Origin of the sequence: Aeromonas sp. QDB14 (assembly GCF_027707845.1) — a bacterium.
GTDB lineage: Bacteria > Pseudomonadota > Gammaproteobacteria > Enterobacterales > Aeromonadaceae > Aeromonas > Aeromonas caviae.
In genome coordinates this window covers 1-14,104 of sequence record NZ_JAPCJD010000092.1, presented here as the reverse complement: position 1 = coordinate 14,104, position 14,104 = coordinate 1, and the positions used below count along the sequence as shown (strand labels likewise).

10 protein-coding genes and 1 pseudogene are annotated in these 14,104 nt (G+C 57.2%); 9 read left to right on the top strand and 2 right to left on the bottom strand.

What is annotated here, in order from left to right; translation table 11 throughout:
- Positions 1 to 114: 114 nt before the first annotated feature.
- Positions 115 to 1,319 (bottom strand): IS3 family transposase gene (locus tag PG887_RS19795; RefSeq protein WP_270822696.1). Its coding sequence is split into 2 segments (ribosomal slippage): positions 115 to 1,001 and positions 1,001 to 1,319, totalling 1,206 coding nucleotides; the frame shifts between segments, so codons are not numbered across the junction.
- 108 nt (positions 1,320 to 1,427) lie between these two features.
- A pseudogene (istB, locus tag PG887_RS19790) lies at positions 1,428 to 1,631 on the bottom strand (IS21-like element ISAs29 family helper ATPase IstB); the annotation flags it as partial.
- Positions 1,632 to 1,882: 251 nt separating this feature from the next.
- Between istB and PG887_RS19785 the strand changes: the two are divergent.
- The 9 genes from PG887_RS19785 to PG887_RS19745 all read left to right on the top strand — a co-directional run bounded on the left by PG887_RS19785 (position 1,883) and on the right by PG887_RS19745 (position 14,060).
- Positions 1,883 to 3,139, top strand: coding sequence for a hypothetical protein (locus PG887_RS19785; protein WP_270822694.1), 1,257 nt, complete (start codon positions 1,883 to 1,885; stop codon positions 3,137 to 3,139).
- On the top strand, positions 3,136 to 3,744 hold the full coding sequence (locus tag PG887_RS19780) for a condensin complex protein MksE (RefSeq protein ID WP_270822693.1): 609 nt from the start codon (positions 3,136 to 3,138) through the stop codon (positions 3,742 to 3,744). Before PG887_RS19785 ends, PG887_RS19780 begins: the two co-directional genes overlap by 4 nt.
- Complete coding sequence (locus PG887_RS19775) at positions 3,741 to 6,503, top strand: hypothetical protein (protein WP_270822692.1); 2,763 nt, start codon at positions 3,741 to 3,743, stop codon at positions 6,501 to 6,503. Before PG887_RS19780 ends, PG887_RS19775 begins: the two co-directional genes overlap by 4 nt.
- The gene (locus PG887_RS19770; protein WP_270822690.1) at positions 6,500 to 7,372 is read left to right on the top strand and encodes a DUF7281 domain-containing protein; all 873 of its coding nucleotides are present in this window, start codon (positions 6,500 to 6,502) and stop codon (positions 7,370 to 7,372) included. The genes PG887_RS19775 and PG887_RS19770 overlap by 4 nt, the downstream gene beginning before the upstream one ends.
- A gap of 155 nt (positions 7,373 to 7,527) precedes the next feature.
- A complete protein-coding gene (locus tag PG887_RS19765; RefSeq protein WP_270822688.1) occupies positions 7,528 to 8,472 on the top strand; it encodes a hypothetical protein in 945 nt (314 codons plus the stop codon).
- A gap of 309 nt (positions 8,473 to 8,781) precedes the next feature.
- Complete coding sequence (gene rmuC / locus PG887_RS19760; protein ID WP_270822686.1) at positions 8,782 to 10,605, top strand: DNA recombination protein RmuC; 1,824 nt, start codon at positions 8,782 to 8,784, stop codon at positions 10,603 to 10,605.
- Between the two features lie 250 nt (positions 10,606 to 10,855).
- Positions 10,856 to 11,287 (top strand): hypothetical protein, encoded by a 432-nt coding sequence (locus PG887_RS19755; protein WP_270822685.1) that lies wholly within the window; start codon positions 10,856 to 10,858, stop codon positions 11,285 to 11,287.
- 311 nt (positions 11,288 to 11,598) lie between these two features.
- The gene (locus PG887_RS19750; protein WP_270822683.1) at positions 11,599 to 12,183 is read left to right on the top strand and encodes a class I SAM-dependent methyltransferase; all 585 of its coding nucleotides are present in this window, start codon (positions 11,599 to 11,601) and stop codon (positions 12,181 to 12,183) included.
- Positions 12,180 to 14,060 (top strand): DEAD/DEAH box helicase family protein, encoded by a 1,881-nt coding sequence (locus PG887_RS19745; protein ID WP_270822681.1) that lies wholly within the window; start codon positions 12,180 to 12,182, stop codon positions 14,058 to 14,060. The genes PG887_RS19750 and PG887_RS19745 overlap by 4 nt, the downstream gene beginning before the upstream one ends.
- Positions 14,061 to 14,104 lie beyond the last annotated feature (44 nt).

Genomic DNA, 14,104 nt, shown 5'->3' with positions numbered 1-14,104 from the left:
CTCGGCGATCAGCCAGTCCACATCCACCTCGGCCAGCTCCTCGCGCTGTGGCGCCCCTTGGTAGCCGGCATCGGCTGTGGATTTGACCCCATAGATCCAGACACTCTTTCCCGCTTAGGGTTGTGATACCCGACTGCGCAGATATTCCCGAGGGGAACGATACCCCAAGGCGCTGTGCGGGTGGTGCTCGTTGTAATGCTCGAACGCGATCGCCAAATTGCCTACCGCTGTTCGGCTATCCGGCTTCGGCATCATCTCGATATAGTCTCGCTTCATCGTCTTCACGAAGCTCTCCGCGATACCGTTGCTCTGTGGACTCCTCACCGCCGTTGTTCTGGGCTCCAACCCGATTTCTCGTGCGAACGCGCGAGTCTCATGGGCCCGATACACCGAGCCATTATCTGTCAGCCATTCCACCGGTGAGGCCGGCAACGCATCCCCGAAGCGACGCTCGACCGCGCGCAGCATGACATCTTGTACCGTGTCACTGTCGTAACCCCCGGTGCTGGCGGCCCAGTCCAAGGCTTCCCTGTCACAGCAGTCCATGGCGAACGTGACCCGGAGTTTTTCGCCATTATCGCAGCGAAACTCAAAGCCATCCGAGCACCAGCGTCGATTGCTCTCGTTAACGGCGACACGTCCCTTATGTGCCTGCTGAGCCAAGGGAACCGCCGGTTTTCTTTCCAGCAGCAGGCCATGATCGCGCATGACGCGATATACCCGCTTGGCGTTGACGACGGGCAGTCGTTCGGCCTCTGACTGACGTCGTAACAGCGCCCAGACTCGCCGATAACCATAGGAGGGGAGCTCTGCCAGCGCGCCCATGATCCGGGCAAGCAAGGCGCTGTCATCGCGTTGGCGATGCTGCCGGCCATCTCGCCAACCAGGTTTTCGATGAACATGAACGGATAGCTGCGCACGCGATACACCAAGGGCTTGGCTCACCGCCCTTAATCGTCGTCCCCCGGCAACAAGGGCGCATGCGCAATCCATTTTTTTGCTCGACCAACCTCCACAGCTTCTTTGAGGATCTCGTTCTCCATGGTCTTCTTCCCGAGCAGACGCTGGAGCTCTCGGATCTGCTTGATGGCAGCAGCCAACTCTGAGGCTGGAACAACATCCTCACCGGCGGTGATCGCCGTGAGAGAGCCTTCCTGGAATTGTTTGCGCCATTTGAAGAGCTGGTTGGCGTTGACGTCGTGCAAGCGAGCGACATGAGAGACGGTCATACCGGGCTCAAAGGTCTGCTGCACCATGGTGATCTTTTCTTGCGGAGTCCGGCGTCGACGGCGCTCGGCTCCTGTTAACACTTCGGCCATCTTCTCGTTGCGACTAGTACTGAACATAGTTCCAAGACTACCTCTTAAGTTAAGAGGGGCGAAGTGTCTGGATCCTCCAGGGGCCAATCTACTCATGTCATCTCGTTTCTAACTCGACTGTTCAGATTGGGTCAACTCACTTCTCCTCTTTCTCATCGATTCTCCCTTCAGTGACAGCCGGTGAGCGTTGTGCATCAGCCGGTCCAGGATCGCATCTGCCAGGGTGTTGTCCCCCAAGCTCGCGTACCACTCTTCCGTTGGTAGTTGACTGACCACTACCGTCGAGTATTTTCCATACCGATCATCCATGATCTGCCTGCTGGAGGCGTGATCCAAGCCAACATCCTGGCGGTAGTCCGGCCCACACTCAGCGTTTGAGCATTTGCAGCAATGGCGGTAAGGGAGACCGGAGTCGTCAGATATCTGCTTGAAAAAACGACATGTAGAAGTATCCAGTATTGTTGCCAGCTGGGTTGCTTTCTATGCTCTTGTGGTCAAATGACGCCAGCCGTCCATCGTATGATTCTTTGGACTGGGGCCAAGGGAGCGAACAAGGATACCGAATGGCAAATCCCAAAAGTCTGATATTCCAACTGCATAAACATTGGGACGTCATCGAAGCATTGGTTCGGGCTTCGCGGGAATGGCCTGCTTTCGATGAGGCGATGGTGCTGAGGCTAATTGGCAAGTCCAGCCGGGGCAGTGACAGCGAGCCTGAGTGTGGAGAAATCTTGCGCAGCCTATGTAGCAGCGATGTCCTGCAGTGGCTTGCGCGAACCGATACCCTGCAGGTCAACCCCTTGGTGCAAGAGTTTGCGCGGGGGCTGTTACGTGAGCATGAGTTAGGGCTTTCTGCCGTGCTCAAGGCGCGTATCGAGGCCATCAAACAAGCGACAGCACAAATACTGGAAGGTTCTGAACCACTCAATCCCGATTATTTGCGTCAGGGCTCAGCCAAGATGTCAGACCTGTTGCGGCAGATCAGTTTGCAATTGGATCAGGATCGCCATGCCATATTGGAGCTGGCCGAACAGGCTAAATCCGCGGATGCAGCCATGCCAATAGCGCAACGTTATCGCTCAGTGCTTGAAGCCTATGACCAGTATGTGGAGCCCATGAACGAGATGATGGACTCCGGGCTTGCGGGCAACTTCTATCCCTTTCTGGAGCAGGCGGAGAGGGCTCTGGATCGGGCTGTAGAGGCCATCACCATACAAGGTGGGCTTTATACCCACCAGTTACAGTTGCGTCAGGTTTCTTATCAAGCCAAGGAGTTGCAGCGGTTGGGAAGATTGGTAGCCCAGCAATGTGCCGCCACCTTGCTGCCGCTGCGTGAAGAGCTGCGCGAGCATAATGGCCTGTCTGCCGCCATCAGCCAGTTGTTGGGGCGTGTGCGCAAACGTGGCCTCACGCGAGCTCTGCCGTTGCGCAATACGAAGGGGGCCTTGCCTGTCTGGCGGCAGGAGCGACCGCGACGCGTTAGTGTAGGCTTCGAGGTCAAGGATTTTATGGCCAGCGCCCTGGCGTACATACCGGAACTCATCCGTTTCCCGACGGAGGTCCCCTTCGACGCCTCACTGGTAGAGCCCATTGATGACGAGACCCTCAAACAACACCTGCAAGAGAGCCTGCCAGTGGAGAACCTGATGCTCTGGTTGCTACAGCATTATGGCGAGCAGCCGGATGCCACCTTGTTGCGACTCTACCACGAACTGGTGCGTGAGCCTCTTTGGCTGGCGAGCCTTCACCCAGATAGCACCACAACGGATTTGCAAGAGGTGCTGGTCAGTTATCACCCCTACAGGATCCAGAGATCATGATTACCTCTATTTCGCATCTGGAGTCGCTCGGTGCCCTGAGTGAGCTGTTTCGCCTGTTCAACAGCGGCAAGCACCTCAACCGGGTGGCGGAGCCTGCCCTGTGGGCCGAGCTGGAGCGGTGTCAGGAAAGCTATCAGGCTATTTTTGCCGCCCTGGGGTTTGAGCTTAAAGTCGAGCCACGTGGCTATGCCTGGTTTCATATCGAGGAGTCCGGCAGCCAAGCCAGCAAGACTAGCAAGCGCCTGGCGTTGTTATGGATATGCTTGTTTGATACCCAGGCTGATGAGGGCAGACCCTTGTCCCGCTTTACGGAGTGGCGGGTAGACAAGGCCTTGCTGGCCAAGGCTCACGAGCATCATCAGGAGATCCTTGAGGCCGAGGGGTTGGAGCTGGATGGCTTCATCGCGTTGCTGGACAGCGCGGTCAAGCTCGGATTTGCGTTGTCACTTAACGGTTATTGGCAGTTATTGCCGGCGGTCTATCGCTATCTGGAACACTTCGAATCGTTGAGCGCATCTGGCCAAGACGATTCATTCGATGAGCCGCAGGGTGGCGAGGAAGATGAATCGGCAGAGGTGGGTTTGGATGAGGAGGAGGAAGCATGATCCAGTACGGGTTTGAGCGTCTGGTATTGTTGGGCAGTGCCGGGTATCAGAGAGCCGAGTTGCCGCTGGATGCTGCCGTCTCACTCATCGCCCCCAATAACACAGGTAAAACCAGCCTCATCAACGCGCTGCAGTTTTTATTGATCATCGACCAGCGACGCATGGACTTTGGCGCCCACGATCTGGAGAAGTCCAAACGATTCTACTTCCCCAACAACAGCGCCTACATACTGCTGGAAGCCTGTCTGCCAGAAACGGGGACCGTGGTGCTGGGATGTGCCGGCAAGGGGGTTAGCCATGACTATCAGTACTTTGCCTACAAGGGAGCGTTGGATCTGGATGATTATCGGTTGGACGGCGGCGCTCTGGTGGCGGAGCCCCAACTGGTAAACCACCTGGCCACGCGCCAGCGGCTGGTGTTTGTCTACAAGAGTCCCAATGATTTTCGCGATGCCCTGTATGGTGGTCGTCGCAAGCGGGCCGCCAGCGAGCCCGATTTCACCCTCTTTCATCTGGAGCATCAATCGGATGCTGCTGCCTATCGACAGGTCCTCACTCGTACCTTACGGCTGGATAGGCTCACCTCGGCCGATGTCAAAAATTATCTGTTGGAAATCTTCAAACGGGACTTGTCGGATGCGGCCATCGACTTTCGGCAAGAGTGGGAAAAGGCATTTAGCGAGGTCAATAGTGAACGGGCTCAGTATCAGGCGGCGGTCAATCAGTCTGCACGGATCCTGAGCTTGGCCAAACAAGTGCAAGAGCGTTTGACGCTCAGAGGCAAGCTCATCGTCTGGTGCCCACAGATAGAAGAAGACCTCAAGCAGTGGCACTCCTACTATGAGTCCACAGCAGAGGAATTGGCAGCCAAGGTGTTGCAATGCGAGACGGCACAAAAGCAATCGGGGAGCCGTATTCAGGAGCTGAGTGTCGAACGGCTCGTAAAACAGCAGTCCCATACTCAGCTGCTGGCGCTCAATCAGCAGCAAGCGGAGCTGGAGCGTCGGTTTACCCTGCTTTCGGGACGTGAGCAACTTGAAACACAGCTGGCGGCGGTCAAGGAGAATTTGGAGGCTCAGATCACCCTGCTGGGGCAGGTCAAGAGCCGCAGCGTAGAGGACATAAGGCGAGATTTACGTCGGCAACAGCAGTTGTCGATGAGCCTGCATCGGCAGCAGGAGACCTTGACCGACAATCTCTATCGACACATGGCTGATCATCTGAGTGAAGAGGAGTTACTGCGACTAAACCGGGTGCTCCAGGCCGGAGTGATGCAGCTAGGACCGGCAGATTTCGAACTGGATATGCCCCGGTTGAAACAACAGTTGTCACAGACGCCGGGCGAGACGCTGATGCTGGCTGGCCTGCGCATCAACCTTCATCGGTTGCATCCCCAGTTTCAGCAACTCAGTGAAGCCGAGCTGAAGGAGCAGATCAGGGATACCGACAGGCATATCGCCAGTTTGGAGGTGCAGCAGCAAACAGCCGAGCAGCGCCACCAGGCCGAGGCACACAAGCAACGATTAGAGCAGGAGCAGCAACAACTGCGGCAGGAGCTGGCCGACTTCGACACCTGGCAGCATCTATTGGTCCAGAGTGACCAGCGAGCAGAGCAATTGATAGCCCATGAACAAGAGCTGGATAGGCTACAGGCCGAGCTGGCAGCGATTAACCAGCAGCAATTGAGCTTGGTTGATCAACTCAATGCTTTGCGACAAGCGCAGATGCGACTGGATGATGAGCATAACGGCATCGTCACCATGCGTAACCAGCGCGAGGATCAGGGGCCAGAATTCGGTTATCTGGAATCTCTTTCCTACCATCCCTGGCTCGGGGGAGCCACCAGAACGCTGGATACCCTATATACCCGTTTGCAAGAATTCCAGACCGATAGTCGTCAATTGTTGGCGTTGAACAGCGCGTTGCAGCGCGGTTTGCAGGATTTGCACGCTGGCGGACTCACCAAGTATGAACACTGCCCGACTCAGGACGAGGAGTGGAGTCGGATCCTCGATTTCCATCAGATGTTGCCAAAAGAAGCCGAAGCATTGGAGAAGAAGGCCCGCAGTGCCGTGATCAATGTCACCGCCAGCCTGAAACAGCTCAGACAGGGGCTGAATGCTTTTAAGGCGCAGATGCGGGGCTTTAACCGGCTGGTGAGTCAGCGTCAACTGTCCGACCTCAGGGTTTTCAAAATCGAGCCCAGGGATGAAGCACACCTGGTGGAAGCCATCGAAATTCTTCTCGATAAGTCCGCTCAGGTGGAGACGGGGGAGAGCTTCGATCTGTTTAATCAGCAAAGCGTGCTGGATGATGTGCGATTGGATCGCGCCAAACAGACCTTGTTTGATGAGGGCAATGCCCGGCAAGGGCTCCGTGTCGCCGATCTGTTTCGCCTGGAGTTTGTGATAGGTAAGCAGGATCAGCAGGAGGAGTCCTTCACCGAGATAGACAGTGCGGCCTCCAACGGCACCGTATTGATGGCCAAGCTGGTGACCGGGCTGGCCATGCTCCACCTGATGCATCACAAGAACAAGCGCATCCGCACCATCTGTTATCTGGATGAGGCGCTGGCGCTGGATACCCGCAACCAGAAAAATCTGATCGATGTGGCGGCAGAATTCGGTTTTGCCCTGATCTGCGCCTCGCCAGCTCCGTTGACTACGGCACGCTATTGCGTACCTATCCATCACCATGCCGGCAAGAACCATATCAATCGGCAGAGCTGGCTGGTGCTTGCTCCCAAGGAGCGACCATGAGCCGTAGTTTGATCGCCGCCTTGCGCAAATTGCGCCAAGCCCCTGGAGGAGGGCTTGCCAGCTCTCAATTGAGCGAGGGGCAGCGACGTGAGCTGAGCAGCTTTGCCCGCGCTACCGGCAGCATACAGATGCGGCCCGAGGGCAGGGGAGTCGTATTTGAGATAAGGCTGCCCGCCGTGGTGGAACACCAGTGGCGACAACTGGTGCCGATAGAGCAAGCCGAATTGGTCGATGGTCTGCCACGCCGAGCGCGTAACATCGCCGCAACTCGCCGTAGCAAGGGGGCAGATCATGGGCATGAGTTCAGCTATCTGCTGTTAAAGGCCGGTCCCGGTCAGGTGGCGTGGCGAGACGATAAAGACAACCGGCTGGACTTGCGACTGAGCACCGATCAACTGGGCGTCGCCGCTCTGACTGTGCACGCCGACAGCACCTGGTATACCGAACATCCGCTATGGCTTGTGGAAAATCAGGCGCTGTTTGACCAGCTGGACTGGCTACCCTGCGCCCAGCCCGCCAGTGTTGCTTATTACAGTGGCCAATTGCCCAACACATTGTTGGATTGGCTCGCCTTGCGCCAGCGGGCGCCTGCGATCCACTTCTTTCCCGACTACGACGGAGTGGGTCTGCTCAACTTTGCCCGGCTTCGCAGCCGTCTTGGCCACAGCGTGGCCCTGTGGTTGATGCCCGAGTGGCCATCTCGTCTCGAGCGTTTCGGTTGTACCACGCTTTGGCAGGATACCCAGCGCGAATTCAACGCCATGCTGGCACACTCTGCGACAGCCGATTTCGACGTGGAAGTGAAGCAATTGATCCGGTCAATGCAAGCCAGCGGGATGGCGCTGGAGCAGGAAGCCGTGTGGTTGTGAGGAACTGCCCCGTCCGTCTCGCCTGCCTCTTATCTGTCTATTAGTTTGAAAATATCTGCTTGAAAATACGACATGTGCAAAACCCCAGTATCGAAGCGGCTTTGCTCGAACGATATAGTCATCTGGGTTTTAACTGATGACTTGGGAGATAAAGGATGAAGGCGGCGACACGGCATGATTGGCAAGGGTTACAACCATTGCATCGAGATGCGCTCACCCTTCCGCTGAGCCTGCGCTTTCGCGATGAGCAGATGGCCAACATCCGACAGGGATTTATCCCTCCGGCGATGGAGTACAAATGGTTCTGCTATTTCGAAGGAGAAACTCTCCACCTATACCGGAGCTGGACGGGGGGCAAGGCGGCGGAAGTGCTCTTTGTTCGTGACAGTGAAGGTTGGTGGCTGGCATCGAGAATGCGGTTGTCGCTGGATCCTGATCATTTCGGCTGGACTTTGGAGGAGGCCAAATCGATCATCGAAAGCGAAATTGCCTTTTATGCCGCCGGGCAAGTCCCCGCCGATGGCTTTGCGCAGATGCTGCAAACGGCGTCCCAAGCGGGTTATTTCGGCTCGCCCAGCGTCGTGCATGAATTGCTGTTTCCCTTCTTCCATTGTCTGCTCTGCAAGGGGGTGGCGCCGCATATCGAGGGCATCCCAGCGCGAAGCGTTGCCGATGTTGTGGAGGAAAATAAACGGGTAACGCGTGCGATCAGCAGGCAGACCGGGGAGGTGCACGGCCTGGAGGCGTGGCGCACGGCGGAGCAACTTGGCAAGGCCCTCATCCATTACTTCGAGTTGGATGAGGGGTGGCACGCAGGGGAAGATCTCGCCTTCACGCTCAGTGAGGGGCTGGCTGCCGTCGGCATTCAGGTATCCGAGGTGATCCTGGCCTTTATCCATGCGCCATCTCCCACGCTGGACGGCCTCATTCAGTATTTGAAGGTGATACAGGACTTTGTGGTCAGCGTCATGATGGGCACTAACAGCGCCTATTACCCGGATCTGGTGTTGGCGGATTTCAGCTGGGCGCGTCGCAATGAGTTTGCGGCCCAAGGCCGCGCCATGAGCCACGCGCGAGCGGACGAAGAAGACGTCGAATAGGAAGATGAGCCAACCACGGGGACCGCATACCATCCCAGCCCGTCGACAAGCTCGACGCCATGCTCAAAGGTGCGGCCGACAAGCCTGTGAACGTCGCCATCCAACGGGATTTTTAATAAACATTCTGCTCAGTTGAGCATCAGCAGGCGGGAGAGTGAGTCACCATCGGTTTCCATGAAATCGGGCGTGTTAGCCTGTTGCACAGTAGTGGCCAGCATAGGCATTGACGCGATTATCGTGGTTATCGCCGGGCAAAAGCACTATTCGCACCACTTACATCTGCCTTTCAAGCACGCTTAAGGAGTATTCATGCAAATCAGCCAGTGGACTACGGAGATCATTGTCATCAGCGTCATCATTGCAGTCGCTTGCTGCGTGATTGGCTACTTTGTGGCGGCGCTGCGCCACGGCAACCGGCTCGGTCAGCTCACTAGCCAACTGGGGCAGGCACAGCAGGCACAGGGCTTGCTGACACAGCAATTGGCACAGGCTCAGGAGCAGCTCAAGGCGGCGGAACAACAATGTCATGGGCAGCAGGTGGAGGCCGGCAAGGTGCAGACCCAGCTAGAGGGTGCCAAAGAGCAGCTGCAAGAGTTGGCGACGCAATTGAGCGAACGTAAGGCTGCCAGCGAGGCCTTGCAGCAGCAGTTGAGCGCGGCCAAGGAGCAGCAACATGACGCGGAGAAGCGTCTGGAGACGGCACAGGCCGAAAACCGTGGTCAGAAAGAGCAGATCGCTGACTTGCGTGAACGCTTGAATCTGGCTGATGGGCAAAACCGAGCAGCCCATGATGAGATCAGCCAGCTCAAGGATAAGTTGGCCAATGAAGGCAAACATGCGCAATCCCTGCAGAGCGCGGAGCGCGAAGTCCGTGAACAACTGGTGGATGTCAAACAGACCCTGAAAGAGCGTGAGAACGCCATTCTCGGCCTGCAGGAGCGGTTGCATCAGGTTGATAACGAACACACCGAGCTCAAGACCACGCTGCAAAAGCGGGAAGAGCACTTCCAGGAGCAGCTGGGTCAACTTGCCGATGCCAAGAAGACACTGGCACAGGAGTTTGAAAACCTCGCCAACAAGATTTTCGACGAGAAGGGCAAGGCGTTCACTCAGAGCAGCCAGATCGGGATCGATAGCCTGCTCAAGCCATTTCGCGAGCAGATCGAAGGATTCCAGAAACGGATCAACGAGGTGCACGATGTCTCGGTGCAAGGTAGCGCTCAGCTCAATGCCGAGATCCGGAAGGTGCTGGAAATTGGTCTGAATATGAGCAAGGAGGCCAACAACCTCACGTCGGCCCTCAAGGGCGATTCCCAGCAGCGCGGAGCCTGGGGGGAAGCGCAACTGCGCCGCACACTGGAGATGAGTGGCCTGATTGAAGCGGCCCACTACGAAGTGCAGAGCAGCTTCAAGGATGCGGAAGGCAAGCACAAGCAGACCGACTATCTGATCAAACTGCCGGATGGCAAACACATCATCATCGACAGCAAGGTTTCTTTGGTGGCTTATGATCGGGCGGTAGCGGCCGAGAGCTCAGAGGCGTATCAGCTGGCGATGGCAGAGCATCTCAAAGCGGTGCGCAAGCATATCGACGATCTGGCATCGAAGGATTACATCAACTTGATTGGCATGCACAGCCCCAGCTTTGTGCTGATGTTCATGCCGATTGAACCCGCCTATATCGAAGCGTTGAAGCACAACAAGGATTTGTTCGAGTATGGATACAACAAGGGCATCGTACTGGTCTCACATACGACCCTGATCCCCATCCTGCGCACGGTATCAAATCTGTGGATGATCGAACGCAGCAATACGGAGGCCCGCGAGATCAGTGAAAAAGCCGGCGACATCTACAACCAGGTCTGCCTTGTTGCCGAACGTCTGAGCAGCTTGGGCGGCACGCTCAACACCGCCAGCAATCACTACAACAACACGGTCAAGGCGCTGGTGGGCAAGCAAGGGCTGTATGGCAAAGTGGAGAGATTCAACAAACTCTCGGCGAAGGCCAGCAAGACACTGCCGCAACTGGACGCCATGCATATGGACTTCGAACAGGATCGGTTGTCATTGATCGTCGAGGCTCTGGAAGAGCCCGGCACGATTGCCATAGAGGAAACGGCGCCGACGGCATAGTCGTTTAACGATGCAGATCGCGTAAAACAATCAAGGCGCTACACAGGCGCCTTGATTGTCTGGGTTGCAACCCATTGCCATCGTCGTCCAGCAGACCCCGCCGATAAACGCCGGCTCGGTGATCAGACACCCCGCATCTGCTCCAAAATGCGACATGTGTATGTAACCAGTATCGGCATGGGTATTGAGGCGGCATATACTGGACCCGCTTGAAGAGAGTCCCAGTCAGCCCCAACCAAGGAGCATGTTTATGTCACCTTCGTTACCCCCGCTCGGCGTGTTAGCTGGTGCCCTGTTACTGCTGGTGGTCCAGAGTGCCGGGGCCGCCGACTGTACCTATCGCAAAGACAGCCTCGGTAATACCCGCTACCAGTGTGATGATGGCAATAGCGGCACCCTGCGCAAGGACAGTCTCGGCAACGTCAGGGATTCGCAAAGCGGCACCACCTGGCGCAAAGACTCTCTCGGCAATGTGCGCAGCAGCGAAGGCACCACTTACCGCAAAGATAGTCTAGGCAATGTACGGGTCAGCAATCCCAGCACCGGCGAGACCGTCACCTGGCGTAAAGATAGCCTCGGCAACCTGCAGTCCTCCAATGGCACAACTTGTCGCACCAACTCCTTGGGGCAAGTTAGATGTGATGGGCAGAGCACACCGCCAGCAGTGTTGGGCGCAAAGTGAACCCAGACTGTGGTTCTGATCTATTAGACCGCCATGATGAATCGCTGACGCAGCGTACATCTTGGCCAAATAGTAGAAATGATCGATTTGGTGATCTGGCTTCATAGAGCTACCGTGCTCTCAGGCTTAGAATAACACTCTTTTTGATAGCATGAACTGAGCGCCGTTAGGGTCAATAGATCATTTATGAATAGCGAAGAAGGTGCCAGTTGGCCTTCCCGTACTGCGGATTGTCTGAAATGGCACTGACTCGATTTTTTACCCCTAACTCTCTGTTAATCTGAGCGTTTTCTGCTAGGTGCCTGCTTACTATGTCTATCGATTACTACAACCAACACGCCGATAGCTTCGTCGAAGGCACGCTGTCGGTCGATATGCAGCCGCTTTACCAGCGCTTCCTGCCTCTGCTCGCTCCCGGCGCTCATATCGTCGATGCGGGCTGCGGCTCTGGTCGGGACAGTCTCTACTTCCGAGAGCAGGGCTTTCAGGTCACTGCGTTCGATGCCAGCGCGGAGCTGGCCCTGCGCGCCGAGCGCCTGCTTGGTCAGCCGGTGCAACTGTGCCGTTTCGATCAGTTCGTGGCTCCCGCGCCGGTCGGTGCCATCTGGGCCTGTGCTAGTCTGCTGCATGTTCCCCGTGCCGAATTGGATGCCGTAATGGTCCATCTGTGCCAGCAACTCGCCGACGGTGGTCTGCTCTATTGCTCGTTCAAATATGGGGTAGACGAGACCGAGCGCGATGGCCGAGCCTTCACCCAGTTGGATGAGGCGGGGCTGCAAGCCCTGATAACGCCGTTGCCGCTGAGCGAGGTCGAGATCTGGCAGACTGCGGATCGACGCCCCGGCCGCGAGCAGGAGTGTTGGCTTAACGCCATCGTGCGCAAGGTCGGGTCATGAGTGCACCCGTGCTCATCAGCGGGGGAGAGGCGGGGGATCCGGAGTTCAACGATCCCCTGTTGCCACATCTGCTGGACGCCATCGCCCGTTGTGGCGAGGGTAGCCGCATTGAGTTGTGTGTCTCCTTTATTCGCCAAAGCGGGCTGGTGTTGTTGCGCGGTGCCCTGCACGAGGCGCTGGCGCGAGGAGCACGGCTTCGGGTGATCACCTCGGACTATCTGGAGGTGACCCAGCCGGTGGCGCTGCGCGAGTTGCTCAAATTTGATCCCGCTCGCTCTTGCGCGCTGATCTACCAGAGTCAGGGCAATCGCGGTTTTCACCTCAAGTCCTATCTGTTTGTCCAGCACGCAGCCCAGTACCTAGGCCAGCAAGTTGGCCAGGAAGGGTCGCCAGCGGTGATCGGTGGTCAGGCGTTTCTCGGCTCCAGCAATATCTCTGCCGCCGCCCTTACCGAGTCGCTGGAGTGGAACTGGTCGCTCAGGGCTGAGCCGAGCGGACCCTGCGAGCCGCATCACAGCCTGCGTCAGCTCGCGGCTCAAATCGAGCGGCTGGCGCAAGACGCGCGGGTCGTGCTCCTTACCCACGACTGGATAGATGGCTACCTCGCTCGCTATCGGCAGAGCGCGCTGCGGGAGTTGCGGGTGCTCACCGGGGATCATCGCAGCAGCGCCGAGCAGCTGCGTGAAGCCCCCATCCCCAACAGCGTGCAGCAAGAGGCGCTGATGGCGCTGCAAGCCGCGCGGGCACAGGGGCATAAACGGGGCGTGGTGGTCATGGCGACCGGCCTTGGTAAGACTTGGCTCGCGGCTTTTGATGTGCGCCAGATGCAGGCGGCCCGCCTGCTGTTTGTTGCCCATCGGGAGGAGATCCTGACCCAAGCGCGCCAGACCTTCTTGCACATGGCGCCGCAGGCAAATTCTGGCCTCTATCACGGTCAGCAGCAGGATGAGGCCGACTTGTTGTTTGCCTCCATCCAGACGCTGGGCAAGAGTCGGCATCTGCTGCGCTTTGCACCGGATCACTTCGATTACGTGGTGGTCGATGAGTTTCATCATGCCGCCTCACCCTCCTACCGGCGCTTGCTAAACCACTTCAAGCCCCGCTTCCTGCTCGGGCTGACCGCGACCCCTGACCGCACCGATCAGGCCGATATTCTGGCGCTGTGCGACAACAATCTCGTCTTTGAACGGGGGCTGGCGCTCGCCATTGAGCAAAAGATGCTGGTGCCGCTCACCTATCACGGCATTTTGGATGACACTATCGACTATGCCGCGCTGCCTTGGCGCAACGGTCAGTTTGACCCCCATGCGCTGGAGAGTGCCTTCGCCAGTCAGAAGCGGGCTCAGCACGCCCTTAGCCAGTGGCGACGTTTACGCCAGCAGCGCACGCTGGCCTTCTGCATCTCGACCCGTCATGCCGATTTTATGGCCAGAGTCTTCCAGCAAGCCGGAGTGCGGGCGGTAGCCGTCTATGCGGGCTCCCGTCAGGGGCGACAAGCCGCCCAGGAGCAATTGGCCGCCGCCGAGCTCGATATCATCTTCTCGGTAGATTTGTTCAACGAAGGCACCGACTTGCCCGCCATCGATACCGTGCTGATGCTGCGTCCCACCGAGTCGCGCATCGTGTTCCTGCAACAGTTGGGGCGGGGCTTGCGCCTCTATCAAGGCAAAGAACGCTTGGTGGTGATCGATCTGGTGGGCAATCACAAGGCGTGTCTCTACAAGCCTCAGCTGCTGCAAACGCAATTGACCTACTCGCCAACGCACGCAAACAGGGCGATGACGCTGGCGGCAGGTTGTTTTATCAATCTGGATCCCAAGCTGCTTCCGTTGCTAGCGCTGTTACATGTACAGAACCTTAAGCGGCAAGCGAATTAATAATACCGTCTAACGTGTTGTTTTGCTTGGATTTTCTCTGCCTA